This is a genomic window from Pseudomonas lundensis, assembly GCF_001042985.1.
GTDB lineage: Bacteria > Pseudomonadota > Gammaproteobacteria > Pseudomonadales > Pseudomonadaceae > Aquipseudomonas > Aquipseudomonas lundensis.
In genome coordinates this window covers 75,416-100,475 of record NZ_JYKY01000007.1, presented here as the reverse complement: position 1 = coordinate 100,475, position 25,060 = coordinate 75,416, and the positions used below count along the sequence as shown (strand labels likewise).

Here is a 25,060-nt window from a genome sequence, read left to right as displayed (position 1 = left end):
TCTGCCCTTCGTCATGCCACCATTGAACTGGCAATCCGAGGGATTGCACACTGGCAGTGCTGAAGGATCGGCGTCCCAGGTGTTACAGAAAGCCCGCCACCGAGCGGGCTTTTTTGCGACCTTCAGAAAGGCGCTGGCTCCTCCTCTACCGCCTCGACCACTTCAATTGGGCGCTCATCATCCGCGCTTGCTTCCCACCTTAGCGTCACCGTCTCGTCATCGTTGAAGGTAATGTCGATGCCGTCCGTCTCGGCCAGCAAGCCCATTACCTCGCCCCACTCCCTATCCCCGTCGGTATCCAGCCGATGAATCTTCACCCAGCGCCGCTCTTGCGAAAATGGGTGATTGATCATTCCTGAAACTCGCAGCCCTAGGCGCTCTACTCCGCTCATTTCCTGCCGTGCTGTAGGTTTCGCATGCTTATGCCCCTTCGCCATTTCAATCCTCCTTAGCTGTACATATAACCAGTAGTAGAAAAATCATAGCTCGACCATGTAGCAGGCGTAAACAGATTTCGGCCGTGTTTATTTGCAAAAATAAATCACATTTTGTGTTGACGAAATAAACACGATGCGTGATAGTTCACCCCATCGAGTCACCCAACAGGGACTCGCCAGGGCCTCAGGGCCTGATCGCTCTTTACACAACCTGACGTGACCCAACGACGTACCGGCAACCCCGGTGGTGAGAAAGCTAAACCGTCGTCCATGCAGCCTCTGGTAGCTGCCGTACTCCCTCATGTGAGTACGCGAAACCACGCAAGCCAGCCAGGAAGAACACCGGACACGAAATGTGTGACCTGGCCAGAGATATGAATCCGGCGATTCGCGTGGTGGAGAAAACAGATTTCCTCGATGACCTTCTCACGAGGGGTATCAGGGAAATCAAACCGGAGAATTAGCAGATGAAGATTGAAGGATTGACGATTGAAGTAATTCCAAAGCCAGGCACCGACGAATTTGATCAGTTGGCCAAGCAGTTCGCCGAATCTGCTTACCGGCACTTTGTTGAGTTGTGGCGACAAGGTGCTGAGCAGGACCCAGCCGCCACTTACTCTCAGTTCCTGGCTACTGAATGATCTCGACCTGGTTTGCTCTCGGCACCTGAGGCGGCTCAAAAGGCTTTGCAAACACTGAATGGATGTTTCCGCAGTCGCCACAGCTTGCAACCAGGATGTTCTTGTTTGCCGGGGCGGGTTGGATGGCGACCTTAGTCAATCCTTCGACTCCGCATGCCGAGCATTTCGGTTTAGCAATTTCCATGTTGTTGCCTCAACGGTTGTAGGGACTGGAGAGGCTAGCACGGCCCGGCGTGGGTAAATATCCGGGCACCAAATTCAAGTCGGATGCTCTCCAGGTGGCCCTACTCAGGGCCACGCGGAAAGCAGGAGAGTGAGATGAACGAAGATCAGATTGAGCGGTTTCGCCAGATTATTCAGGAGATCGCGACGGATGAAAGCGTCACTTTTGATGAGGCTTTCGCCATCGCTTCAAACTACCTGGCCTACTGGGTAAGTGAAATGCCCAAAGGAAGACCTTCCGCTGGCGGCGGTAGTTCGTCTCAGGCTAGTCGAAGCCAGCCAGACCAGTCGCTTGACTCAGAGACAAACACTGAAGGATCGGCAGGGTAGGAGAAGGGGGCGGCAATAGTCTTAACTTTCTCCCTCAGCTCATAGGTTCCCAGCGAGCTTGCTCCGTAGTAGGTGCCAGGCGGCATCCTGAGAACCCCATTATCCCCTTGAACCGTCCTTTTGAGGCCAAGCGATTCCAGTGCCTTATGCAGGTCTGCGTATTCCTCGCCGTCAGCCTTGAAGATCTCAACCCGCACCATGTAATTCGCCATAACTGCATTCCTTGTTTCGACTGTGGAGGTCAAAGCATATGGATTTCCCTCGACTGTGGAAAGCGAGGAAACAGGGAGCCTGCCCCTGTAAAAACAGGCACCACGTCAGCACTGTCGTTAACTGCCCGATCCTCTCTATGAGAGCGCATCGGGGTGTAATTTGGAGTATGCCTCGGCGGATCAGGGGCGCCACACCAAGCTGGTGCAGTTGAGGACGGCGGCGCCGCTGAAATCGACGTAAGTCTTTTGGGTTCGAATCCCTGCCAAATCACACCCCGATGCGGACGAAATCGCGGCCTATAACCGCCCACCTGCATCACCGCAACAAGCAGATGAATGCCCAGGCTGATGGGATCACGTACGGGAAAACACCCCTGATGTAGTTCAGGGATCGGATACGAAAGCATAGTCCGCCAGCAACGGTGGAACGGTCAGACCCGCTTGATGCTGGTGAATCGACACCATAGCGCCCGGCTCGCAAGGGTCGCGGTCATTCGTAAAACGTAGGCTGGTTTGAGTCCAGTCATGCCGGGATCAGCTCCGGCCATCTGCACTTATTCGGCGAAAGCCAAAACAAACCGATAAACGCGAGTAGTGGCGACGCAGTAGGTGGGCACAAGCAACGTGTGTTCCTGCCGACCCTATGCACCACGAAGAGCGATGAGGTGGCGCACCGCCAAGCTACCGGGCTGACAGATCGGAAAGACGATCACCCACCCTTCCCGCCTCTATTACGTCAGCACTCCTCCCCCGCGCCCATCGGCAACCAGCGGGAGGCATGAGTGTTGACGAATACAGGTGAACCAATGAATGGAGAAAGTCATGGAAACGAAGCATACGCCTGGGCCCTGGTCGTATTGGTCTGGCTACAACCACGTCGACAAGATCGAGGCGCAGGTAACGGCCGAAGATGGCGACATCGTGATCGCCTCCTACAACCACCTGATCGAAGAGGGAGAAGCCAACGCAAAGCTGATGGCGATGTCGCCTCAACTGCTTCTGGCCCTTGTAGATGTTGTGACGATATTTCGCGGTCTCGTCGATGTGATGCCAGTCCTGCGCGAGCGAGTCGAGGCATACGACAACCTCATCGCCAAAGCCACCGCCTAACCCCAAACACTGGAGGTCGCCATGAGCGATTGGATCAAGGTTGAAGACCGGCTGCCGGGTTTCCCGATTGAGGTAATCGTGGCTTACCACTCCGACGCTGATGGCGAGCCATGCCTGGATACGGGCTTGGCAATTCTTCACCCGGACGGAATCTGGCGCGGCGCTGGTGTGTTCTACCAGCTTGGACAGGTTCAAAAGTTCGCTATCCGGGAATGCATTAAAAAAGTAACCCACTGGCAGCCACTCCCCGCCCCGCCCACCGAATAACGCCACGCCCTATGGGCAAGAGAGTAAGTAATGAGCCGATCTCTAGTCTATGGCGTAGGGATAAATGATGCTCCTTGGGGTGGGATAGGCCGCGCCGATGATCAGCGTTACCGGGCTTGGGTCCGGATGTTGGGCCGGTGCTATTCACCCGAGTACCTTGCTTTGTATCCGACCTATCAAGGCTGCTCGGTTGATCCCGATTGGCTTAAGTATTCGCGCTTTAAAGAATGGATGGACACACAGCATTGGGAGGGCATGGTTCTCGATAAAGACTTGAAAGTTATCGGAAACCGAATCTACAGCCCGGAAACCTGCCTTTTCATTCCTGCATGGATCAACTCTCTACTGGCCAATCTCTCTACAAAAAATAGAGACCTTCCGATGGGCGTTCACATGCATGGGAAGAGATTCAGGGCTCGTTACAAAAGCTTCGGGAAGACCAAGAGTATCGGGATTTTTGATAGCGCCGACGATGCTCACGCCGCCTACCGCGCCTACAGGCTTGGCGAGATAAAGGCACGCGTAAATCTCTATTGCGATAGCGCCGATGCCGACCAGGTTATATGCGTCGCTCTTCTCAGGATGTACGAGAACGAAGCCCGCCAGGTCGGTGAGTATCCAACGGTTGAGCCACGCCCAAGGAGGCGACCATGAACGCAGCATTGAAGATATGCCAAGAGCGTTACGACGCTCAGTTGCCTCCAGATATCAGCGAGGCGAACCCGGAACAGGAATGGCTGGAACACTCGGCCGAGCAGTTGGTGTGCGGCATGGACATCAAGTGGAAGCGGCGCTTTGGCCGTCCGCAGGTCGTGACCTTCGACCGGTACTGCACCTATCTGCAAGGCATCCTGAATCAGCGCCAAATAGACGGACTGGATGAGCGCGACTCACTCGCCCGACTGTTCCTTTCGGCAATCCTTGGAAGTCAGAGCGATGCCAGGACACACGCCGCCGACCTGATCGGCCAGCAGCGTCCCATAGAAGCCGCCGAGCGCATCGCCATGGAGCTTCTGAATCCATACGCCGCCGACGCTGTTGCAGCAGAACGGGAAGAGCGTGAAGACGATGTGGATGGTGATCTATGAGCCCTCACGTACTGATCGGCGAAGAGCTTGAGACCCTTGAAGATAGCCAAACACCGGTCAGCTGGTCGGTGATGATCCAGAAAACGCTGAGCGAAATGATGCTAGACGATCGCATCACCATCGCCGAATTCAACCACTACTGCGGGCGCCTCAACAAGATTGTTGCCCGGCGCAAGGAGGTGTCATGACCATCATCGCCGGATCATTTACAGGAATCGTGGAAGCCTTGAGAAATCGAGGCTTCTTGCTTTTGGCCGAAGTGAAATGGATCGAGCAGCCTTGCAAGTGTGCGGGCCGCTGGACTTGCAAGGTGGCAATGTGAGCGTCCAAGAGATTTGTGATCACCCTGTTGGCTGGATGGTTGAAATATCAGGCGCTGACAAATTCTTCTACTCAAAGAAAGCCGCAGAAAATGCTCGTCGTCGTTACGAGAAAATGTTCGATGCGGAGGTAATTAATCCATATCCGGTTTATCGGCGAATTTTCCCGGAAACAAAGCCATGACCTCCTACCAAAGAGCCAAGCGCTACTGCTTCTGGCGCGGGTCTGCCATAGCACTCGCATTCTTTACTTTCGTGATGTTGCTCAGCGCTCTCGCCGATCGAATCACTCAATAACCAACACCTTCAATCGCTGCGAGCATCGCGGCAAGGATTCTGTCGTGTCCGAATTAACCACCAAGCAAAGTTTCAGCCTAACGCCGTCATCGTTGACCGAGGCAATGGCTTTCGCCGACATCCTGGCCAAGTCGACCATTGTGCCGAAAGAGTTCCTCGGCAACCCGGGCAACATCCTGGTTGCGATCCAGTGGGGTTTGGAGTTGGGCCTGCAGCCGCTGCAAGCGATGCAGAACATCGCGGTCATCAACGGGCGCCCGGCGCTCTGGGGTGACGCAGTGATTGCCCTGGTGCGCGGCTCCCCTCTTTGCGAGTACGTCTACGAAAGCGACGACGGACACACGGCAACCTGCCGAGTGAAGCGCCGCGGCGAAGACGAGCAGGTCCGCACCTTCGACATGGACGATGCAAAAACTGCGGGTTTGATGGGCAAGCAAGGCCCCTGGACCCAACACCCGAAGCGAATGCGCCAAATGCGGGCCCGAGCTTTCGCCTTGCGTGACGTGTTCCCTGATGTGTTGCGCGGCATGCCGGTCGCGGAAGAGTTGCAGGACATGCCGAAAGAGCGCGAGAACGGCCAGCCGCTCGCCAGCGTAGCCAAGATCGCGGCGCCGACGGAGCTTGAGGCGTATCCCGACGAGAAGCTGACAGAGAACCTGCCGAAATGGCGGAAGGCAATCGAAGGTGGCAAGTCGCCCGAACAAGTCATCGCCACTGTCAGCAGCAAATACACGCTGACCGCCGAACAGATTGACTCCATCAACCAGCTCAAGCCACTTGAAGGTGAAGCCGCATGAAAATTCACAACGTAGCTCAAGGCTCCGCCGAGTGGCACGCCCTGCGCGCCCAGCACTTCACCGCCTCCGAAGCCCCCGCCATGATGGGCGCCTCGAAGTACCAGACCCGTACCGAACTGCTGACCCTGAAGAAGACCGGTATTACTCCAGACGTCACGCCGTCACAGCAGTTCATCTTCGACAAAGGCCACGCCACTGAAGCGGCGGCCCGCCCGCTGGTAGAAGTGCAGATCGGCGAAGAGTTGTATCCGGTTGTCGGCACGCTGGGCAACCTGCTCGCCTCGATGGACGGTGCGACGATGCTCGGCGAGACGCTGTTCGAGCACAAACTCTGGAATGAATCCTTGGTCGCTCAGGTAAAGGCTGGCGAGCTCGATCCCCATTATTACTGGCAGCTTGAACAGCAGTTGCTGGTCAGTGGTGCCGAGCGGGTGATTTTTGTTTGCTCCGACGGCACCGCCGAAAACTTTGTCAGTATGGAATATCGCCCGGTCGCGGGCCGCGCCGAGCAGTTGGTCGAAGGCTGGAAACAGTTCGAGGCGGATCTCGCTGCGCACGAAGTGGCGGACACCCCATCAATCGTGGTCGGCAAGGCCCCGGACGAGCTGCCAGCGCTGCGCATTGAGCTGACCGGCATGGTTACCGCCAGCAACCTGAAAGTGTTTGAGCAGTCGGCACTGGCGGTCATTGACTCGGTAAAAACCACGCTGACCACTGACCAAGACTTCGCCGACGCGAAGAAAGCCGTCAAGTGGTGCGGCGATGTTGAAGACGCAGTGACGGCGGCGAAGAAACAGGCGCTTTCGCAAACCCAGACCATCGACGAGCTTTTCAGCGCACTGGAGCGCATCAGCAAGCATGCCCGCGAAACCCGCCTGAAGGTCGACAAATTGGTGAAGGCGCAGGAGCTCGCCGTAAAGACCAACATCAAGCAGAAGGCCGAACAGGCGCTGATCGATCACGTCGCGGCGATCAACAAAACCCTGGGCAAGGTAGTCCTGCCGAGCGTGCACGCGGACTTCGTCGGCGCCATGAAGAACAAGCGCACCATCGCCAGCCTGCAGGACGCTGTTGATACCGAGCTGGCCCGGGCGAAGATCGATGCGAGCCAAACGGCCGACAGCATTCGCTTGAACCTGACAAGCCTTGCCGAACTGGCCGCCGACCACGCCTTTCTGTTCAACGACCTTCAGCAATTGGTTATGAAGGCCAATGACGACCTGGTGACGCTGGTCAAGTTTCGGATCGATGAGCATCAGAAGGCCGAAGCAGTCAAAGCGGAAACCAAGCGCCTGGCGGACGAAGCCGAACAGAAGCGTCTGGCTGAGGTAAAGCCTGCTCCAGTCGTTGAAGCCGCTCCACAGCCTGCCCCCGCGGTTGCCCGAGTTGCTGCAGTCCCGTCTACGAAGGTCCAGGCCAAACCAGTACGTCACGAAGCGCGAGTCACTGACATGGAAGCGTTGGTCAAGGCAGTCGCGGCCGGAGAGGTCCCTATTTCGGTGCTGACGGTCAACTGGCAAAACCTCGACGACATGGTTGAGTCGCAAGGCTCTGAATTCAATATGCCGGGGGTAACCCTGGAGCAGGTGGCAGCATGATGACCACAGAACTGAGCGCAATTCAGCGCAACAGCGTCGAATCGGCGCGCCTGGCTGCGGCCATGGCCGAGTTTGAAATGCGTGGCGGCGAGGTGCGGCAGGTAGGGGTTTTCCGGCCTGAGCCGAAGCCGCCACGGAAAAGCTGGATCGACCCCGACACGGTACTCAAGCGCAAAGGCGTGCTATTCACGCGGGCTGAGCGGTTCAGGCTGCGCAAGCTGGCGGAGGCGATATGAGCAAAGTCCGCAAGCCCTGCAACCGGCGCGCTCAGATTGACCGGTCCCGCCGCGCCCTGGTGCGAACCAATCACGCCGCAGTGGTCGACGTTCAGCCGCCAGACCGACAGGTGATGCTGAACTGGAAGAACTGCCGACAAATCACCAGCCTCCCGGTGGCGAACGCGCTTTGCGACCTGGCCCACCGCTGGACGATCTACATGAGCGTCTTCTGCCAGCAGCCGGACGGCAGCCAGTACAGCAAGTCAACCGAGTTCTCGCCCGTCGGCGTGCACCTGGTGGCGAATCTGGAACAGCTGATGATCGAGAAGCATGCAGAGCTGGTCGCGGCGAGCAACCCGAATCACATGATCGGGTCGGGCTGGCTTGCCATACCGGACGACGTGACGCTCACTGAGGTCGAGGCCAACCGCGTATTCACCGCCATGGGCGTGTGGCGCCAGCGGGCCCAGGCAGCATGAGGCGCATTAGTAAGCAGGTTCGAACCCGGCGCAGAGCCGAACAACTAAAAATTCCACCGAGCGGTATTCAGTATGACCCCAATCTGGCGTTACCTCACTCAATCGGCCGGCATGACGGCTCAGATGCTGGCCGAGTCGACCGGCATGACCATCCAGGCAGTGCGCGCAGACCTTGCCGAACTTGAACTGAAGGGCAAGGCCGCCCGAGAGCGCGCAGCAATCGGCAAACCGCACTTGTGGTGGCGCGCCGAGAAACGCCCGGTAGATGGCCTGCATGTGCTGCTGGTCATGGCGTTGGCCGCCGAACTTCAGCCCTCCGCCACGATACTCAAGGAAGTGCTGGCAGATGTCGGCAGTCGAGCCAAGAGCCCGGCAATCAGCAAGATCGTCGCGATGTGCGCTATGTCGAAAGCGCCCCGCGAGATCATCTGGGCATCGCTCGAAAACCTCGATCATGAGGATGAAGCGCTGAGGGCTGCGTGATGGCACTGAGTCAGAAGCAACGGGACGAGCGGACATCGCTCAGGCGGTCCAAGGCTCAGGAAGAGGAATTGCGCCTGCGGGTCAGGCCAGGCACGCGACAGGCACTGGCTGATCTGATGGAGTGGGCTGGAATCGAGGAGCAAGGCGAGGCTCTGACGTTGATGATCCACCACATTCAAGCCCTTGGCCGTGACGGTGTGATTCGATTCCTCTGCTCGCGCCCGGTTTTGGATTATCACGAAAACGTGGCGCCGATCACGGGCGGCGAGATGATCCGCTTCCGCATCAGGCAAGGGACACGAAACGCACTAGCGCTGCTGGTCGAGTGGTCGGGCGCGAAGGATGAATGCGCGGCGATGCGGCTGGCGATTCAGGCCTTACATGAGTGCGGTCCAGTGCAATGTATGCCATTCCTGACGGCGCCGCCCCGCGAAAAGTATGTGATGCCAGATCGATACGCTCGACTGCTTGACGCTGAATTCAAGCGCAAGACCCTGCGCATCTGTCACGACGAATAACCATACCCCATCAACGAATCACGCCAGCCGGCGAGGATCCCCTATGCCCGATATCACCTACGGCTCTGTGTGCAGCGGCATCGAAGCCGCGACACAAGCCTGGCACCCGCTGGGCATGCGCGCCGCCTGGTTCGCCGAGATTGAGCCGTTCCCCTCGGCGGTTTTGGCTCACCACTACCCCGACGTGCCGAACCTCGGCGATATGACCAAGCTGGCCGCGTTGGTGCTGACCGGCAAGATCACAGCGCCGGACGTGCTGGTCGGCGGCACCCCGTGCCAAGCCTTCTCGGTTGCCGGTATACGCGAAGGCCTCACCGACCCGCGCGGCGCCCTCACCATCAAATACGTGGAGCTTGCAGATGCAGTTGACTATGTTCGCGCCAGCCAGCGAAAGCCAGCCAGCGTTATCGTCTGGGAGAACGTCCCCGGCGTCCTCAGCGACAAAGGGAACGCCTTCGGATGCTTTCTTGGCGCGCTTGCTGGGGAAGACTGCGAGCTGCACCCTTCAGGGAAAAGGTGGACGGACGCTGGTTGTGTGTATGGACCCAAAAGAGCAATCGCTTGGCGGATCTTGGACGCCCAACATTTCGGCCTGGCCCAACGACGCCGACGCGTGTTCGTTGTGGCAAGTGCTAGAGAAGGGTTCGATCCCACATCGGTACTTTTTGAGCGCGATGGCCTGCGCCGGGATTCTCCGCCGCGCCGAGGCGAGATCAAGGCAGTTGCCGCACTCACTGCAAACGGCGTTGGAACATGTGGCGCAGACGATAACCAGGCTCAAGCAGGACACCTGATTGCCGGAACGCTTAACGCCAATGGAAAGGCCGCTGGCAGCGCAACCCAGCAGGACGCCGAAGCCGGTCTACTGGTAGTGCATGGCACGCAAGACCCAGGAACAAGCGAGCACCTTGCCTTTGCCCTGGGGCGAAACAATGGGCAAGAGAACGCGGTGCTTGCCTTCACCTGCAAGGACTACGGCGCCGACGCCGGGCCAATCGCTCCAACCCTGCGCGCCATGAACCATAGCGGCAGCCATGCAAATGCAGGTGGCCAAGTCGCGGTATGCGTAACCGGCGAAATCACTCACACACTCAAGGCCGAAGGCTTCGACGGAAGCGAGGACGGCACGGGGCGGGGTCAGCCAATTGTGACTCACGCAATCCAGGCGGGCGCACTTCGCACAAACCCTGCGAGCGGACCGGATGGTGTGGGAGTACAGGCCGATCATGCCTACACGTTGGAAGCTCGCGCCGAGGTACAGGCCGTTCAGTCTGGGTCAGCAGTTCGCCGCTTAACTCCCACCGAATGCGAGCGACTTCAGGGATTCCCTGACGACCACACTCTAATCCCCTGGCGCAACAAGCCCGCCGACGAATGCCCGGATGGCCCGCGCTACAAGGCAATCGGCAACAGCAAGGCGGTAACCGTGGTTCGCTGGATCGGCAGGCGCCTTCTGCAGCAGCTTTAAGCCCGCTCGGCAATCAAACGGGCCCCGACCTCACGCCCGGCAACCTGCGCCAGGCCACGGTCAACATAGGTTCGGTCACCGGCAACAACCGGCACCACCACCTCACCACCACTCTTTACCTCGACGTTGATACGCCAGGTCTCCCGGCCTTCCTCGTCCTTGTCGCACTCCATGTAGTTCCAAACCTGAAAGCCTTCGATCTCATCGTAAATATCGTGCTTGGTCATGGTCCAGCCCATTTAGAGGAAGGGGCCATCGTAGCACCACACCCCGGGCATGGCCCGGCAGGAACTCGTAATGTCCATATCTCAGGCAAAGCTGAAAGAGCTGCTGCATTACAACCCGGTCACCGGCGTGTTTACCTGGGTTATTGGCCGCAGTCGAACTGCCGCCGGTACCGCGGCGAACACCAAAGACCGGAAGGGCTATTTGAAGGTGGTAATCGACAAAAAGCCCTACTACCTACATCGACTCGCATTCCTGTTTATGGTCGGTGAGTTTCCTCCTGACCTGGTTGATCACATAAATGGCGATCGCGCGGACAACCGGTGGAGCAATCTCAGGCCCGCCACCTACTTGGAAAACGCCAGGAATCAAAAACTCAATAGCGGGAACCTGACCGGTGTTCGCGGCGTTTCCTGGGATGAGCGCTCGAGCTGGAAGGCATACGCCTATCAAAACAACAGGCAGATTTTCCTCGGAAGATTCGAGTCTCTGTTTGAGGCCGCAGCGGCGCGGAAATCGTTCGAATTACAGCACAAGTACCACGGCAACCACGGCCGCAACCCGGTGACCATGCGCAGCAAAATACCTGTCGTGTATGTGGCTGGCCCATACCGGGCGGCCAGCCGGGAAAAGATTGCTGACAACATAGCGGCAGCGAGGTCCGTAGCCGTTTCCACGGCGCGTTTGGGCTGGTTTCCAATCTGCCCACACACCAATACCGCTCACTTCGATGACGAGCTACCCGATCAGGACCAGTTCTTCCTAGACGGCACACTGGCTCTGATGGAGCGATGCGACGCAGTTGTTCTGATTGATGGTTGGCGGTACAGCGCCGGCACGCTGGGCGAGGTGCATCGGGCCCGCGAGCTGGGAATGCCGATATTCGGCTGCCTTGAAGACTTGCCTACTGCCGAAGAGTTCTCCGGCATGACGGTTGTGAATGCCCATGACCTGCTGCAAAAGCAAATCGAGTGCAAACCTACATTCTAATTCCCAGTCGCAACAAAGAACCCGTACAAACAAAAAGCGATAGTCCAAGCGGCAAGTGCAAAAATAGCCACTACTTCAGTCCTTGAAAATCGAACTAGCTTTCCAACTAGGCTAGCCAAGGACAAGCCAATACCAGCGAGAACGAACACCATAATTGCTCGGCCAATGGTGTCATGAGTTTTCCAGGTTGTACTCCTTGCGATAAATCCGACTGCGTACCCCGTCAAAAACGCCATCACCAACGTCGATACGGCAACCATAGAGGCCTTGAATACACTGCTAGTTTTTCTTATCACGCGAAAGTACCAATCCAAATTTTCAAATTAATTGGCCCTACTCACTCGAAGAAGTGGGCCAAAAAACATTTTAACAGTGAACCCGCAAATGGACCAATTGAGCCGCTATAGCGGCAAGGACGAAGTCATGCCTGAAGAAATCAAGTTGATCCAGCCAGCCCCGGTCGTGCGCGATGAGTACGGCATGTTCGCTCACCCCGATATGCCCGACTTCGACGAGGGCGACGGTGATAAGTGCAAGGCCTGGGTAGCCGAACAGCGCTTGCACGTGAAGATGGTGAGCCTCGAATACCACAGCGACGAAGCGGTATCTGAGCGCTATTTCGAAGCCGGCGACCCGGACTGCAGCTACTGGGAGCCGGATCGGCCTGATGGCGAGGGCTGGTTCTGCCTGGCCATTCACGACACCGACGACGGTCCGGTCTGCTGGTGGGCTCGCCGCGAGGTGACGCCATGATCGCCACCCTCTGGTTCGCCTACCGGCCCACATTGAGGCTCAGGCGATCTTACTTATCTCACACTGAGCGTCACGCTTCGGATGCTTGGCTATGCAAAGAAGGTATGAGCGCCAAGCCTTGAATGCTAACTGCTGCCTATCAAAAGCTGCCTGCCATTGCTCACCGCCGACAAGCTCGATGGGAATGGACATCATTAGCTCAGTCGCAAGATCAAGCTCCTCGACGAGCGCGCGCCCATTAGGCATATCAAGAATTAGAGATCGCATAGCTGCTTATCTATTTTAGGTTATTGATCGACCTTCCAAAGCAGTAAAAGTTCTTGGAAGCCCAGCAAGGGGCGCGATCGAAATATGGTTTTGTGATCTAGAACCACTTTTCGCAGGCAAAACCCTACTCCCAATACCCCTACATGCCTGCCGGTGAGCGGCGGGCGAGGTATTTCTGCATGCTCGAAAATATCGAGGTGTCGCGCGTGAAGCGCTTCGCCGCAAATACTGCTGGCCGCGACTTCGCGGTTGGCGACATTCACGGGCACTTCACCCGGTTGCAAGCGGCGCTGGATGCTGCCGGATTCGATCCTGCAGTTGACCGACTCTTTAGCGTTGGCGATCTTGTGGACCGCGGGCCTGAATGCGAAGACGTGATCAAGTGGCTGAACAAGCTGTGGTTTCACCCGGTGCGCGGCAACCATGACGATTACGTGTGCCGATTTGACACCTGCGATATCGGCAACTGGATGTACAACGGCGGGACGTGGTTTGTCGGTATGCCACTGAACGAGCAGCAGAACTACCAGGTGATGTTCCAGGACTTGCCGATTGCGATCGAGGTTGAGACGGCCCAGGGCCTGATCGGCATCGTCCACGCAGATTGCCCCTTCCAGTCTTGGGGCCAGTTACGCGCTGAACTTGAATCACCCGAGAGCAGCAAACGGCTGAAGCAGGTGCAGAACAGCTGCATGTGGTCGCGCAGCCGAATTCAGGACGGCGACGCCTCAGGGGTTGCAGGTATCCGCGCGATGGTGGTCGGGCACACCCCGCTGCGTCAGCCGGCAGTCCTCGGCAACGTCTATCACATCGATACCACCGGATGGATGGACGGGCACTTCACGCTGCTTGATCTGGCATCCCTGCAATGCATCCCACCTATCAACCCTGCGCTCAGTTACGACTGGGAATAACCACCTTCTGCCGCCCAGCGCGGCGCGGAGTATCACCATGGCGACAGCCGAGAAGCTGGGCGATGAGTCCGGCCATGACAAGGTCACCGAAAAGCGGATGGCCGAACTGCTGGGCACCACGCCGAAAGCCCTGCAGCGCAAACGAGAACGTAACATCATCCCAGCCGGCGTCTGGTCGAAAATCGACGGGCGAATCATGTACAGCAAATGGAGGTATGACGAATGGCTAGAGAGCCAATGGAGCTGCCCACCGGAGTTGAGCTTGTCGGGAAGTCGATCAGGATCAGGTTCTCCTGGAACAAGAAGCGGCACTGCGAAACGCTCACTCTCCCGCAAACCGCTCGGGGAATCGCAGCAGCCGAGGCTTTACGTTCTCAAGTAATACAGCTGGCCAAGCTGGGCGCGCTTACACCGGAGAAATACAGGGAGTTGTTCCCTAATAGTCGGAGCGACTCCACTGGGCAAATGCCCATATTTTTCGATTACGCCCAGGACTGGCTGAACAGCCTCCAGATCGAAGACAGCACGCGCAAGAACTACAGAAGCACCATGCAAAACTACTGGGTACCGCACCTGGCCACGTACCCGCTCGACAAGATCACGCCGGTGCTCATGCGGAAAATCGTCAATGGTATTACGTGGACTTCGCCAATCCGCAGGAAGGGCGCCATACGGCTGGTGACCGGCCTGCTGACCCAGGCCGTGAATGATGAGTTGATTCTGAGGAACCCGGCCAACTCGATCCCGCCGACGCGTGTCACCAAGCGCGAGATCGACCCGTTCAGTCGCGAAGAGGCTGACGAATTGATCGAGAAGCTGTACGAAGTGACGAGCGGCTTGCAGGCTATTTACGCGTGTTTTTTTGAGTTTTCTTTCTATACAGGAATGCGTCCAGGCGAGGCGATGGCCCTGCGCTGGAGCGAGGTTGATACGCGCTCTCGGCGCGCCAAGGTGTGCCGTATCAGGCTGTACGGCAAGATCAAGGAGAGGACCAAAACGAAGGTCTCGCGGGAAGTTTTATTGAACGATCGAGCCTTGCAGGCACTCGAAAAAGCCAGACTACTTACGGCGGCGCGCTCTGATTACGTTTTCGCGCCGGAAGGCTCGGGTGAAAGATCAGAGCTGTACATCCGATCCGAAACTGGGGCTAAGCGTTATTGGTTGTCAGCCCTGCGCAAGAGCGGAATACGGTATCGCCGGATGTACGACACCAGGCACACCTACGCAACAATGTGCCTGATGTCCGGAATGAATCCCGCATTCATCGCTGCGCAACTTGGACACAGCGTCCAGGTACTGCTTTCGACCTATGCCAAGTGGATCAGCTCTTCGAGCGATTTCGCGGAGCTTGAAAAGCTGGATTTACCGAAAAACGGTACAAAATTGGTACTTGAATCACGGTAGATACGCCTAGGCCCAGCAAATACAAGGCCCAATGGAATATGTGCGGATTAGCTGGAGAGTTACGTTTTGATCAACAACCTGCCGACCTGGCAGCCATCGAACGCATCACCCACCACCTTGCACCCCGTGGTCCCGATGCCTGGGGATTTCACAGTCAAGGGCCGATAGCCCTCGGTCATCGCCGCCTGAAAATCATGGACCTGTCCGATGGTTCTGCGCAGCCCATGATCGACAGTCAATTGGGCCTTTCCCTGGCGTTCAACGGGGCGATCTACAACTTCCCTGAACTACGCGCCGAACTGGAAGCCCTGGGGTATGCCTTTTATTCCGGGGGCGACACTGAAGTGCTGCTCAAGGGGTATCACGCGTGGGGCGAGGCGCTGCTGCCCAAGCTCAATGGCATGTTTGCCTTTGCCATTTGGGAGCGGGACGCCAAGCGCCTGTTCATTGCCCGCGACCGTTTGGGCGTCAAGCCGCTGTACCTGTCGCGCACCGGCGAACGGTTGCGCTTCGCCTCAACCCTGCCAGCCCTGCTCAAGGGCGGCGATATCAGCCCGATGCTCGACCCGGTTGCGCTTAACCATTACCTGAATTTTCATGCGGTGGTGCCGGCACCGCGCACGCTGGTTGCGGGTATTGAAAAGCTGCCGCCTGCGACGTGGCTACGCATCGATGCCCAAGGCAATACGGAGCAGAAAACCTGGTGGACCTTGCCCTATGGCCCCCACGCCGACGAGGCTCACTTCACGCTCGAAGACTGGCGCGACCGCGTACTCGACAGCACCCGTGAAGCCGTGACCATTCGTCAACGCGCGGCGGTGGATGTCGGCGTGCTGCTCTCCGGCGGTGTGGACTCCAGCTTGTTGGTAGGGTTACTGCGCGAGGTGGGCGTACAAGACTTATCGACCTTTTCCATCGGTTTTCAGGACGCAGGCGGTGAACGGGGTGATGAATTCCAGTATTCAGACCTGATTGCCAAGCATTACGGCACCCGTCATCACCAGCTGCGCATTGGCGAACACGAAATCATCGAGCAATTGCCTGCGGCTTTCCGCGCCATGAGCGAGCCGATGGTCAGCCATGACTGCATCGCCTTTTACCTGCTGTCGCGCGAAGTCGCCAAGCATTGCAAAGTGGTGCAGAGCGGTCAGGGCGCCGATGAGCTGTTCGCCGGTTATCACTGGTATCCGCAGGTCGATGGCGCCAGCGATCCGTATGCGGCCTATCGCGAGGCGTTCTTTGATCGCAGCTACGACGAATACAAAGCCACCGTGCAGCCACAATGGCTCACGGCCAATGACGCTGCCGGGGACTTTGTGCGCGAGCACTTCGCCCAGCCGGGGGCCGACGCAGGCGTGGACAAGGCGCTGCGCCTGGACAGCACGGTGATGCTGGTGGATGATCCGGTCAAACGGGTCGACAACATGACCATGGCCTGGGGCCTTGAGGCACGTACGCCGTTTCTCGACTACCGGCTGGCCGAACTCTCGGCGCGCATCCCGGCCCGTTTCAAACTGCCCGATGGCGGCAAGCAGGTGCTTAAAGAAGCCGCCCGGCGGGTGATCCCCAGCGAGGTGATCGACCGTAAAAAAGGGTACTTCCCGGTCCCCGGCCTGAAACATTTGCAGGGCGATACCCTGAACTGGGTGCGTGACTTGCTGCTCGATCCGAGCCAGGACCGCGGCCTGTTCCAGCCCGCCATGCTGGACCGCCTGCTGACCCACCCACAAAGCCAGTTAACGCCGCTCAATGGCTCCAAACTGTGGCAACTGGCAGCCCTGAACCTGTGGCTGAGCGAACAAGGAATCTGACCCATGAAACCCCTCGCCACTGCCTACAGCCAACGCTTGCTGCGCGGACAAGCGCCCTCCTACGAACGTCTGCAAGCGCGCTTCGCCGAAGACGGCAGCGCACTGGATACCCAACCGGTTGCTGTGCACTGCGGATGGGGGCGCTTGCTGATCGGGCACACCTTTCCCGACCCGGCCAGCCTGGCCAACGAACTGCTGAATGAGCAAACCGGCGAGCGTGACATCGCCCTGTATGTGGCCGCGCCGCAACAGGTGCTGGCGCAGTCGCCCCAACAGTTGTTTCTCGACCCCTCGGACACCTTGCGCCTGTGGTTTACCGATTACCGCCAGGCCACCCGCGTGTTTCGCGGCTTCCGCATTCGCCGGGCGCAAACCGATGCTGACTGGGAGGCCATCAATTCGCTGTACATCGCCCGCAGCATGTTGCCGATTGACCCGACCCTGCTCACGGCCCGCCATCAGGGCGGCCCGGTGTACTGGATTGCGGAAGATGAAGACAGCGGCGCCGTGATCGGCAGCGTCATGGGTTTGAATCACCACACCGCGTTTCACGACCCGGAAAACGGCAGCAGCCTGTGGTGCCTGGCGGTCGATCCGCTGTGCCCGCGCCCCGGCGTGGGCGAGGTGCTGGTGCGCCATCTGGTGGAGCATTTCATGAGCCGTGGCCTGAGCTACCTCGACCTGTCGGTGCTGCACGACAACCAACAGGCGAAGAACCTCTACAACAAGCTGGGGTTTCGCACCCTGTCGACCTTTGCCATCAAGCGCAAGAACGGCATCAATCAGCCTCTGTTCCTGGGCCCCGGCCCTGAAGCCGGGCTCAATCCTTATGCGCGGATTTTGGTGGAAGAAGCCTACAAGCGCGGGATTGACGTGCAGATTGATGACGCCACTGCCGGTCTGTTTACCCTGAGCCACGGCGGGCGGCGCATTCGGTGCCGCGAGTCGCTTTCGGACCTGACCAGCGCCATCAGCATGAGTTTGTGTCAGGACAAAAGCCTGACCCACAAAGTGTTGAGTGAGGCGGGCCTGAGCTTGCCTACGCAACAACTGGCGGGCGAAGCCGACGACAACCTGGCGTTTCTGGAGCAACACGCACGCATCGTGGTCAAACCGCTGGACGGCGAGCAAGGCAATGGCGTGGCCGTTGACTTGAGCGACATTCAGCAGGTGCAGCAGGCCATTGAAGCCGCACGGGCGTTTGACAGTCGCGTGCTGCTTGAGAGTTTCCACGAAGGCCTCGACCTGCGCATTGTGGTGATCGGCTTTGACGTGGTGGCCGCCGCTATCCGGCGCCCAGCCCAAGTGGTGGGCGATGGTCATCACAGCATCCTGCAATTGATCCAAGCGCAGAGCCGCCGACGGCAGGCCGCCACCGACGGGGAGAGTCGTATTCCGATCGACGCGGAAACCGAGCGCACGGTGCAGGCTGCCGGGTATGAATACGCCAGTGTGCTGCCCGCGGGCGAAACGCTGGCGGTGCGCCGCGCTGCCAATCTGCACACCGGCGGCTGCCTGGAAGATGTCACCGACATCTTGCACCCGGTGCTCGCGGATGCCGCTGTGCGGGCCGCGCGCGCACTGGATATCCCGGTGGTCGGGCTCGACTTGATGGTCCCAGCCGCCGATCAACCCGAGTACGTGTTTATCGAAGCCAATGAGCGGGTCGGGCTGGCCAACCACGAGCCGCAACCCACCGCCGAGCGCTTCATCGACTTGTTGTTCCCTCACCGTCAGCCTGCGCCCTAGGCCAGCCGCTGAACATCCCGTCAGGCCCGCCGCACGCCGTGCGCGCGGTGGGCCTCGTTTCAGGAGTCTTTATGAACCGCACTGTTCCCGAACCCGACCTCGATTACCTGCAACGGGTATTGCTGGAGATGCTCGCCATCCCCAGCCCCACCGGTTTCACCGACACCATTGTGCGTTACGTAGCAGAGCGCCTTGAGGAGCTGGGCATTCCCTTTGAACTGACCCGTCGCGGCACTTTGCGCGCCACCCTCAAGGGGCAGAAAAACAGCCCGGATCGCGCGGTGTCTGCGCATTTGGACACCATTGGCGCCAGCGTGCGTGCGATCAAGGACAACGGCCGTCTGGTGCTGGCCCCGGTAGGCTGCTGGTCCAGCCGTTTTGCCGAAGGCAGCCGCGTGAGCCTGTTTACCGACAACGGCGTGATCCGTGGCAGCGTGTTGCCTTTAATGGCATCAGGGCATGCCTTCAACACCGGCGTCGATGAACTGCCGATCAGTTGGGACCACATCGAGCTGCGCCTTGATGCGTACTGCGCGACCCGCGCCGACTGCGATTCGCTGGGGGTCAACGTGGGGGATTTCGTGGCGTTCGACCCATTGCCGGAATTCACCGAAAGCGGCCACATCAGTGCCCGGCATCTGGATGACAAAGCCGGAGTAGCCGCTTTGCTGGCCGCGTTGAAGGCGATTGTGGAAAGTGGCGAACAGCCGCAAATCGACTGTCACCCGCTGTTCACCATCACCGAAGAAACCGGCAGCGGGGCTGCTGCCGCCCTGCCTTGGGACGTGAGTGAGTTTGTCGGGATCGACATTGCCCCGGTGGCCCCCGGCCAGCATTCCAGCGAACACGCGGTGAGCGTGGCGATGCAGGATTCCGGCGGCCCGTATGACTATCACCTGTCGCGGCATTTGCTGCGCCTGGGCGCGGAGAACGAATTGCCGGTACGCCGGGACATGTTTCGCTACTACTTCAGCGATGCGCATTCAGCGGTCACGGCGGGGCACGATATTCGCTGTGCGCTGCTGGCATTTGGCTGTGATGCCACGCATGGCTATGAACGCACCCACATCGACAGTCTGGCGGCGTTAAGTCGCTTGCTCGGGGCGTACATGATGAGCCCGCCGGTGTTTGCCAGCGATGCGCAGCCTGCGCAAGGCTCGCTGGACAGGTTCAGTCACCAGCTGGAGCACGACACGCAAATGGAGAGCGACACACGGGTGCCGTCAGTGGATAGCCTGGTGGGCGATAACCGCACGTGATAAAAGCCCCTCACCCAAGCCAGGGTGAGGGGTAGAACTTAGACCTCGGCCTGCGCCCCTTCAAACCACGCAAGTTTCTCACGCAGCAGTACGACTTCGCCCACGATCACCAAGGTCGGCGCATGGACTTCGTGCTCAGCGACCAGCGTGGCCAGATTGCCCAGCGTGCCGGTGAATACCCGCTGATTGGTGGTCGTGCCCTGCTGGATCAAGGCGGCCGGGGTGTCCGCAGAACGACCATGGCGGATCAACTGCTCGCAGATGATCGGCAATCCCACCAGCCCCATGTAAAACACCAGGGTTTGCGCCGGGGCGACCAGATCGCTCCACGGCAAGTTGCTGGTGCCGTCTTTGAGGTGACCGGTGACGAATCGCACAGACTGCGCGTGGTCACGATGGGTCAGCGGAATACCGGCATACGCCGCACACCCGCTGGCGGCCGTAATGCCCGGCACCACCTGAAACGGAATCCCGTGGGCGGCCAGTTCTTCGATTTCCTCCCCCCCGCGACCAAAGATGAACGGGTCGCCCCCTTTGAGGCGCACCACACGCTTGCCCTGCTTGGCCAGATCCACCAGCTGCTGGTTGATCTGGTCTTGCGGGACCGCATGATCGGCACGGCGCTTGCCGACATAAATACGTTCGGCATCACGGCGACACAGTTCCAGAATCGCAGGCGCCACGAGGCGGTCGTACAGCACCACATCGGCCTGTTGCATCAAGCGCAGTGCGCGGAAGGTCAGCAAGTCCGGATCGCCCGGCCCGGCCCCCACAAGGTAAACCTCGCCGGTGGCCAGCGTCGCTTCGCCATTGATTTTGGCGAGCAACAGGCGCTCGGCTTCTGCGCCCTGCCCGGCCAGTTGGCGGTCGGCAATCGGCCCCTGAAACACGTCTTCCCAAAACGCTCGACGCTGTTGCACGTCTGGGAACAGGCCTTTGACCTGGGCACGAAAACGCGCTGCCAGACCTGCCAGTTGACCGTAGGTCGAAGGAATCCAGGTTTCAAGCTTGGCGCGGATCAAGCGGGCCAGCACGGGCGCATCGCCCCCGCTGGACACCGCAATCACCAGCGGCGAGCGATCAACGATCGCCGGGAATATCACACTGCATAGCGCTGGTGCGTCCACCACATTGACCGGCACGCAACGCCGATGAGCATCGGCGCTGACTTGGGCATTGAGTGGTTCGTCGTCCGTTGCGGCAATGATCAGTACACACCCTTGCAGGTCTGCCTCCTCATAGCCGCGCAAGACTTGCTCACCACCGCTGCTGTCGATCAACGCGCACAACTGCGGCTCAATGGCGGGTGCAACCACCCGCAACACCGCACCGGCATCTGCCAGCAGGCGGGACTTGCGCAAGGCAATCTCCCCGCCGCCGACCACCAGGACACGGCTGCCACGCAGGTTATGAAACAGCGGCAGAAACTCCATTTAGCCGATGACCTCGATGCCGCCCATGTAAGGCTTGAGCACGTCCGGTACACGGATCGAACCGTCTGCCTGCTGGTAGTTTTCCAGCACGGCCACCAGCGTACGGCCCACCGCCAGACCCGAACCGTTCAAGGTGTGCACCAGCTCCGGCTTGCCGGTTTCCGGGTTACGGAAACGCGCCTGCATGCGGCGCGCCTGGAAATCGCCACAGTTGGAGCACGAGGAGATTTCGCGGTATTTGTCCTGGCTCGGAATCCACACTTCCAGATCGTAGGTCTTGACCGCACTGAACCCCATGTCCCCGGTGCACAGCGCCAGGGTGCGGTAGGGCAGTTCAAGCAGTTGCAACACTTTTTCCGCGTTACCCACCAGGCCTTCCAGCGCATCCATCGAGGTGGACGGCTCGACGATCTGCACCATTTCAACCTTGTCGAACTGGTGCTGGCGGATCATGCCACGGGTATCGCGACCCGACGCACCGGCTTCACTGCGGAAACACGGGGTGTGAGCCACGAACTTGATCGGCAGGTTTTTGTGGTCAACGATTTCGCCGGACACGATATTGGTCAACGACACTTCAGCGGTCGGGATCAGGTACAGGTCCGCTTCGCCTTCGCGGCTGATCTTGAACAGGTCTTCTTCGAACTTGGGCAACTGACCAGTCCCCTGCAACGCCGGGGCCTGAACCAGGTAAGGCGTGTAGGCCTCTTCATAGCCGTGTTCATTGATGTGCAGGTTCAACATGAACTGCGCCAGGGCGCGGTGCAGGCGGGCAATCGGGCCACGCAACAAGGCAAAACGTGCACCGGACAATTTGGCGGCCGTTTCGAAATCCAGCCAGCCGTGTTGCTCGCCGAGCGCGACGTGGTCCTTGATATCGAAATCGAACGCAGCCGGTGTACCCCAGCGACGGATCTCGACGTTGTCGTCTTCGTCCGCGCCCACAGGCACAGAGGCGTCCGGCAGGTTAGGCAGGCTCAGCAGGATCGAATCCAGTTCAGTCTGGATCGCGTCCAGCTCAACCTTGCCGTTGGCCAGATCGCTGCCCATGGTTTCTACGCTGGCCATCAGCGGCGCGATGTCTTCGCCGCGCGCCTTGGCTTGACCGATACTTTTGGAGATCGCATTACGCTCTGCCTGCAGCTTCTCGGTCAGGGTCTGGACTTCCTTGCGCTTGGCTTCGAGCGCGTCAATGCGCGCCACGTCCAGCGTGAAGCCTCGGGATGCCAGGCGGTCCGCTACGTCCTGAAGGTTGCTACGTAACAGTTTGGAATCGAGCATGTCGGTTTCTCGTTTATCAAAGTTTGGTCAGGGACAGGCCAGCCCAGGTTGCGAGCAGCCCGCCGAATACGCTGAGAGCCGCATAGCCCAGTGCCAGTGGCACTTGCCCGCTTTCAAGCAGGCGCACCGTATCCAGTGAAAAGGATGAAAAGGTGGTCAAACCACCCAGGAAACCCACCAGGAGTCCGGCACGGACCTCGATCGGTACTTCCGGGCGGATCAGGAAAAGTCCGTAAAGAATGCCAATCAACAGGCAGCCCACGATATTAACGGCCAATGTCGCGGTATAGAAGTGTCGCGGCCAATTGGCGTTGATCCAGTTTCCGGTCGCAAAGCGCAACAACGTGCCGGCGACACCGCCGATAGAAACAGCTGCGACCAATGGAATCAAGGTTTTCTCCGCTGCAAGGGGCTGGCACGGTCCAATGCGGCCAAGTGTTTGAGCTTCTCGCCGATTTTAAGCTCAAGGCCGCGCGGCACCGGTTGATAGAGCGGCAAAGGCGCCAGTTCATCGGGGAAATAATCCTCCCCGGCTGCGTAGGCATCCGGCTCATCGTGGGCGTAACGGTACTCGTCGCCATAACCGAGCTGCTTCATCAGTTTGGTCGGCGCATTGCGTAAGTGCAGCGGCACTTCAAGCGAGCCATATTCCGACGCACTGCGCAGCGCAGCTTTGAACCCCATGTACACCGCATTGCTTTTGGGCGCGCAGGCCAGGTAGGTAATGGCCTGCGCCACAGCCAGTTCGCCTTCAGGGCTGCCGAGACGCTCTTGTACGTCCCAGGCGGCCAGACACAGGCTCAGGGCCCGTGGATCGGCGTTACCGATGTCTTCACTGGCCATGCGCACCACCCGGCGCGCGATGTACAGCGGGTCGCAGCCGCCATCAATCATCCGCGCGAACCAGTACAGGGCGCCGTCGGGATTGGAGCCGCGTACCGATTTGTGCAAGGCCGATATCTGGTCGTAGAACGCTTCGCCGCCTTTGTCGAAACGACGCTGGGTATCGCCGAGCAAGCTCTGCAGCAGGTCAGTCCCGATTTCGCTGTGGTCTTCAGCCAGGTCAGCCGCGTTTTCAAGCAGGTTAAGCAGGCGCCGACCGTCACCGTCGGCAGCCCTGAGCAGCACGTGAAACCCCTCATCGCTAAGCGTCAGCCCCCGCTTGCCCAAGCCCTTTTCTTCGGTCAGGGCACGCTGTACCAACTTGAGCAAGGCCGCTTCATCCAGACTTTTGAGTACGTACACCCGCGCCCGCGACAGTAGTGCGTTATTGAGCTCGAAAGACGGGTTTTCCGTGGTAGCGCCGATAAAAATCAGCGTGCCGTCTTCAACATACGGCAGGAACGCGTCCTGCTGCGACTTGTTGAAACGATGGACTTCATCGACGAACAGGATGGTACGACGGCCATATTGAGCGGCCTGCTGCTTGGCCACTTCCACGGCCTGGCGAATCTCTTTAACGCCCGCCAGCACCGCTGATACGGTTTCAAAGTGCGCGTCAGACACTTGCGCCAGCAACCGCGCCAACGTGGTTTTGCCCACCCCCGGCGGGCCCCAGAAGATCATCGAGTGCAACGCGCCCTGTTCAAGCGCTTCACGCAGGGGCTTGCCGCGGGCCAACACATGTTGCTGGCCCACGTACTCATCCAGATTGGCGGCGCGCAACCGGGCTGCCAGGGGCTGAGCGATTGGCGCACTTCGAAACAGGTCCATCACTGCTTAAACAACCTCACGTGTGTGCTGCGGGCCAATGCCATGGCGATGCTCACGCCCTGCCACAGGGGCGCTGACTGCGCGAAAAAAACCGCTCTGGCACGGCCAGAAAAATACTAGCCGCGCGTCACCGCCCGATCGGCACAGTGAGTTACTCCTGGATGACATCAGCGCCTTTGGGCACGACAAACTTGAATGTGCTGGCAGGAATGTCTTCATTCACCTTCACCCCGCTGAACAGGATATTGGTACGCTGACCGACACTGTCGATCAATTGCATATCGTTGATCTTGCCGTTGCGAAAAGACAACGTGAGCGAGTCGAACAGGGTGTCTTTGGTTTTGGGTTTCAACGTGAACACCAACACCTCTCCCTGCTCCTTAGAGGTTACGTCGAAGCTCTGATCAATTTTTGAGACGTCTCCCGACAACAGCAAAGCAGGTGTCTGGTTCAAGCGCTCATCCAGCTTCTTGATGGTCACCTGCTCCAGATCCGGGTCCCAGAGGGTCACTTTCTTGCCATCCGAGGTCATGGTCTGTTCTTGAGGCGCATCGGTGTGCCAGTAGAACAGCCCCGGGCGCTTGACCGACATGACACCGGCCGTTTCCTGCAATTGAGTGCCGCTGCCATCCAGCGTCAACTGACTGAAACGGGCACTGATGGTGTTGGACTGCCCCAGCAGTTGGCCTAACCGCTTTACATCCTGTTCGCCGGCATGAGCCGCAAGAGAAGACATAGCCAGAACCGGTAGCAACAGCATGCTGAAAAAACGCATG

The 25,060-nt window shown here is 58.9% G+C and carries 31 protein-coding genes; 24 read left to right on the top strand and 7 right to left on the bottom strand.

Features of this window, described 5'->3' with window-relative positions; all coding sequences use genetic code 11:
• Positions 1 to 122: 122 nt before the first annotated feature.
• Positions 123 to 437 carry a DUF1654 domain-containing protein gene (locus TU74_RS08115; protein WP_048375905.1) on the bottom strand — a complete coding sequence of 105 codons (315 nt, stop codon included), beginning with the start codon at positions 435 to 437 and terminating at the stop codon, positions 123 to 125.
• A gap of 467 nt (positions 438 to 904) precedes the next feature.
• On the opposite strand from TU74_RS08115, the gene TU74_RS24125 reads away from it, so the two are divergent.
• From TU74_RS24125 to TU74_RS08050, 16 genes are all read left to right on the top strand, one after another.
• Positions 905 to 1,078, top strand: a complete 174-nt coding sequence (locus TU74_RS24125) for a hypothetical protein (protein ID WP_157315145.1) — start codon at positions 905 to 907, stop codon at positions 1,076 to 1,078.
• A 318-nt stretch (positions 1,079 to 1,396) separates the two neighbouring features.
• Positions 1,397 to 1,630, top strand: a complete 234-nt coding sequence (locus TU74_RS24120; RefSeq protein WP_139047498.1) for a hypothetical protein — start codon at positions 1,397 to 1,399, stop codon at positions 1,628 to 1,630.
• A 1,034-nt stretch (positions 1,631 to 2,664) separates the two neighbouring features.
• Entirely contained in the window at positions 2,665 to 2,952 is a 288-nt protein-coding gene (locus TU74_RS08105; RefSeq protein ID WP_048375902.1) for a hypothetical protein, read from the top strand.
• A 21-nt stretch (positions 2,953 to 2,973) separates the two neighbouring features.
• The gene (locus tag TU74_RS08100; RefSeq protein ID WP_034135948.1) at positions 2,974 to 3,219 is read left to right on the top strand and encodes a DUF551 domain-containing protein; all 246 of its coding nucleotides are present in this window, start codon (positions 2,974 to 2,976) and stop codon (positions 3,217 to 3,219) included.
• A gap of 30 nt (positions 3,220 to 3,249) precedes the next feature.
• Positions 3,250 to 3,873, top strand: coding sequence for a hypothetical protein (locus TU74_RS23095; protein ID WP_053069981.1), 624 nt, complete (start codon positions 3,250 to 3,252; stop codon positions 3,871 to 3,873).
• Positions 3,870 to 4,307, top strand: coding sequence for a hypothetical protein (locus tag TU74_RS08090; RefSeq protein ID WP_048375897.1), 438 nt, complete (start codon positions 3,870 to 3,872; stop codon positions 4,305 to 4,307). Before TU74_RS23095 ends, TU74_RS08090 begins: the two co-directional genes overlap by 4 nt.
• A complete protein-coding gene (locus TU74_RS08085; RefSeq protein WP_047274360.1) occupies positions 4,304 to 4,495 on the top strand; it encodes a hypothetical protein in 192 nt (63 codons plus the stop codon). Before TU74_RS08090 ends, TU74_RS08085 begins: the two co-directional genes overlap by 4 nt.
• Positions 4,492 to 4,629 carry a hypothetical protein gene (locus TU74_RS24430; RefSeq protein ID WP_162947723.1) on the top strand — a complete coding sequence of 46 codons (138 nt, stop codon included), beginning with the start codon at positions 4,492 to 4,494 and terminating at the stop codon, positions 4,627 to 4,629. Before TU74_RS08085 ends, TU74_RS24430 begins: the two co-directional genes overlap by 4 nt.
• On the top strand, positions 4,626 to 4,811 hold the full coding sequence (locus tag TU74_RS24115) for a hypothetical protein (RefSeq protein WP_139047497.1): 186 nt from the start codon (positions 4,626 to 4,628) through the stop codon (positions 4,809 to 4,811). Before TU74_RS24430 ends, TU74_RS24115 begins: the two co-directional genes overlap by 4 nt.
• A 157-nt stretch (positions 4,812 to 4,968) precedes the next feature.
• Positions 4,969 to 5,721, top strand: coding sequence for a recombinase RecT (locus TU74_RS08080; RefSeq protein ID WP_047274357.1), 753 nt, complete (start codon positions 4,969 to 4,971; stop codon positions 5,719 to 5,721).
• Positions 5,718 to 7,319, top strand: coding sequence for a YqaJ viral recombinase family protein (locus TU74_RS08075; protein ID WP_048375895.1), 1,602 nt, complete (start codon positions 5,718 to 5,720; stop codon positions 7,317 to 7,319). Before TU74_RS08080 ends, TU74_RS08075 begins: the two co-directional genes overlap by 4 nt.
• Complete coding sequence (locus TU74_RS08070) at positions 7,316 to 7,555, top strand: hypothetical protein (RefSeq protein WP_048375893.1); 240 nt, start codon at positions 7,316 to 7,318, stop codon at positions 7,553 to 7,555. The genes TU74_RS08075 and TU74_RS08070 overlap by 4 nt, the downstream gene beginning before the upstream one ends.
• On the top strand, positions 7,552 to 8,016 hold the full coding sequence (locus TU74_RS08065; protein WP_048375890.1) for a hypothetical protein: 465 nt from the start codon (positions 7,552 to 7,554) through the stop codon (positions 8,014 to 8,016). Before TU74_RS08070 ends, TU74_RS08065 begins: the two co-directional genes overlap by 4 nt.
• A 72-nt stretch (positions 8,017 to 8,088) precedes the next feature.
• The gene (locus TU74_RS08060; protein ID WP_139056675.1) at positions 8,089 to 8,499 is read left to right on the top strand and encodes a DprA-like winged helix domain-containing protein; all 411 of its coding nucleotides are present in this window, start codon (positions 8,089 to 8,091) and stop codon (positions 8,497 to 8,499) included.
• Positions 8,499 to 9,017 (top strand): hypothetical protein, encoded by a 519-nt coding sequence (locus TU74_RS24655; RefSeq protein ID WP_241485550.1) that lies wholly within the window; start codon positions 8,499 to 8,501, stop codon positions 9,015 to 9,017. The genes TU74_RS08060 and TU74_RS24655 overlap by 1 nt, the downstream gene beginning before the upstream one ends.
• Positions 9,018 to 9,060: 43 nt before the next feature.
• Complete coding sequence (locus TU74_RS08050) at positions 9,061 to 10,485, top strand: DNA cytosine methyltransferase (RefSeq protein WP_048375888.1); 1,425 nt, start codon at positions 9,061 to 9,063, stop codon at positions 10,483 to 10,485.
• Here TU74_RS08050 and TU74_RS08045 read toward each other — a convergent pair.
• Positions 10,482 to 10,712 (bottom strand): hypothetical protein, encoded by a 231-nt coding sequence (locus TU74_RS08045; protein ID WP_048376017.1) that lies wholly within the window; start codon positions 10,710 to 10,712, stop codon positions 10,482 to 10,484. The genes TU74_RS08050 and TU74_RS08045 overlap by 4 nt on opposite strands.
• A 70-nt stretch (positions 10,713 to 10,782) precedes the next feature.
• Between TU74_RS08045 and TU74_RS23090 the strand changes: the two genes are divergently transcribed.
• The 8 genes from TU74_RS23090 to TU74_RS08000 all read left to right on the top strand — a co-directional run bounded on the left by TU74_RS23090 (position 10,783) and on the right by TU74_RS08000 (position 19,857).
• Positions 10,783 to 11,700 carry a DUF1937 family protein gene (locus TU74_RS23090; RefSeq protein WP_053069979.1) on the top strand — a complete coding sequence of 306 codons (918 nt, stop codon included), beginning with the start codon at positions 10,783 to 10,785 and terminating at the stop codon, positions 11,698 to 11,700.
• A gap of 423 nt (positions 11,701 to 12,123) precedes the next feature.
• Positions 12,124 to 12,453 (top strand): hypothetical protein, encoded by a 330-nt coding sequence (locus TU74_RS08030; protein WP_048376014.1) that lies wholly within the window; start codon positions 12,124 to 12,126, stop codon positions 12,451 to 12,453.
• A 446-nt stretch (positions 12,454 to 12,899) separates the two neighbouring features.
• Positions 12,900 to 13,634 (top strand): metallophosphoesterase, encoded by a 735-nt coding sequence (locus tag TU74_RS08020; RefSeq protein WP_048375885.1) that lies wholly within the window; start codon positions 12,900 to 12,902, stop codon positions 13,632 to 13,634.
• A 37-nt stretch (positions 13,635 to 13,671) separates the two neighbouring features.
• Positions 13,672 to 14,016 carry a helix-turn-helix domain-containing protein gene (locus TU74_RS24650; protein ID WP_240478008.1) on the top strand — a complete coding sequence of 115 codons (345 nt, stop codon included), beginning with the start codon at positions 13,672 to 13,674 and terminating at the stop codon, positions 14,014 to 14,016.
• Positions 13,911 to 15,038, top strand: a complete 1,128-nt coding sequence (locus TU74_RS08015) for a tyrosine-type recombinase/integrase (protein WP_240478012.1) — start codon at positions 13,911 to 13,913, stop codon at positions 15,036 to 15,038. The genes TU74_RS24650 and TU74_RS08015 overlap by 106 nt, the downstream gene beginning before the upstream one ends.
• A 38-nt stretch (positions 15,039 to 15,076) precedes the next feature.
• Positions 15,077 to 16,849, top strand: coding sequence for an N-acetylglutaminylglutamine amidotransferase (locus tag TU74_RS08010; RefSeq protein ID WP_048375884.1), 1,773 nt, complete (start codon positions 15,077 to 15,079; stop codon positions 16,847 to 16,849).
• A gap of 3 nt (positions 16,850 to 16,852) precedes the next feature.
• Positions 16,853 to 18,598, top strand: a complete 1,746-nt coding sequence (ngg, locus tag TU74_RS08005) for an N-acetylglutaminylglutamine synthetase (protein WP_047292798.1) — start codon at positions 16,853 to 16,855, stop codon at positions 18,596 to 18,598.
• A gap of 71 nt (positions 18,599 to 18,669) precedes the next feature.
• The gene (locus tag TU74_RS08000) at positions 18,670 to 19,857 is read left to right on the top strand and encodes an osmoprotectant NAGGN system M42 family peptidase (protein WP_047274338.1); all 1,188 of its coding nucleotides are present in this window, start codon (positions 18,670 to 18,672) and stop codon (positions 19,855 to 19,857) included.
• A gap of 38 nt (positions 19,858 to 19,895) precedes the next feature.
• On the opposite strand, the gene cysG is transcribed toward TU74_RS08000, so the two are convergent.
• The 5 genes from cysG to lolA all read right to left on the bottom strand — a co-directional run bounded on the left by cysG (position 19,896) and on the right by lolA (position 25,059).
• Entirely contained in the window at positions 19,896 to 21,290 is a 1,395-nt protein-coding gene (gene cysG, locus TU74_RS07995; protein WP_047274337.1) for a siroheme synthase CysG, read from the bottom strand.
• A complete protein-coding gene (gene serS / locus TU74_RS07990; protein WP_047277720.1) occupies positions 21,291 to 22,571 on the bottom strand; it encodes a serine--tRNA ligase in 1,281 nt (426 codons plus the stop codon).
• A 16-nt stretch (positions 22,572 to 22,587) separates the two neighbouring features.
• Positions 22,588 to 22,962: a fluoride efflux transporter CrcB gene (crcB, locus tag TU74_RS07985; RefSeq protein WP_047274335.1), complete on the bottom strand. Its 375-nt coding sequence runs from the start codon at positions 22,960 to 22,962 to the stop codon at positions 22,588 to 22,590.
• The gene (locus TU74_RS07980; RefSeq protein ID WP_048375877.1) at positions 22,959 to 24,284 is read right to left on the bottom strand and encodes a replication-associated recombination protein A; all 1,326 of its coding nucleotides are present in this window, start codon (positions 24,282 to 24,284) and stop codon (positions 22,959 to 22,961) included. The genes crcB and TU74_RS07980 overlap by 4 nt, the downstream gene beginning before the upstream one ends.
• A gap of 151 nt (positions 24,285 to 24,435) precedes the next feature.
• A complete protein-coding gene (lolA, locus tag TU74_RS07975) occupies positions 24,436 to 25,059 on the bottom strand; it encodes an outer membrane lipoprotein periplasmic chaperone LolA (protein WP_047292791.1) in 624 nt (207 codons plus the stop codon).
• Position 25,060: the final 1 nt, after the last annotated feature.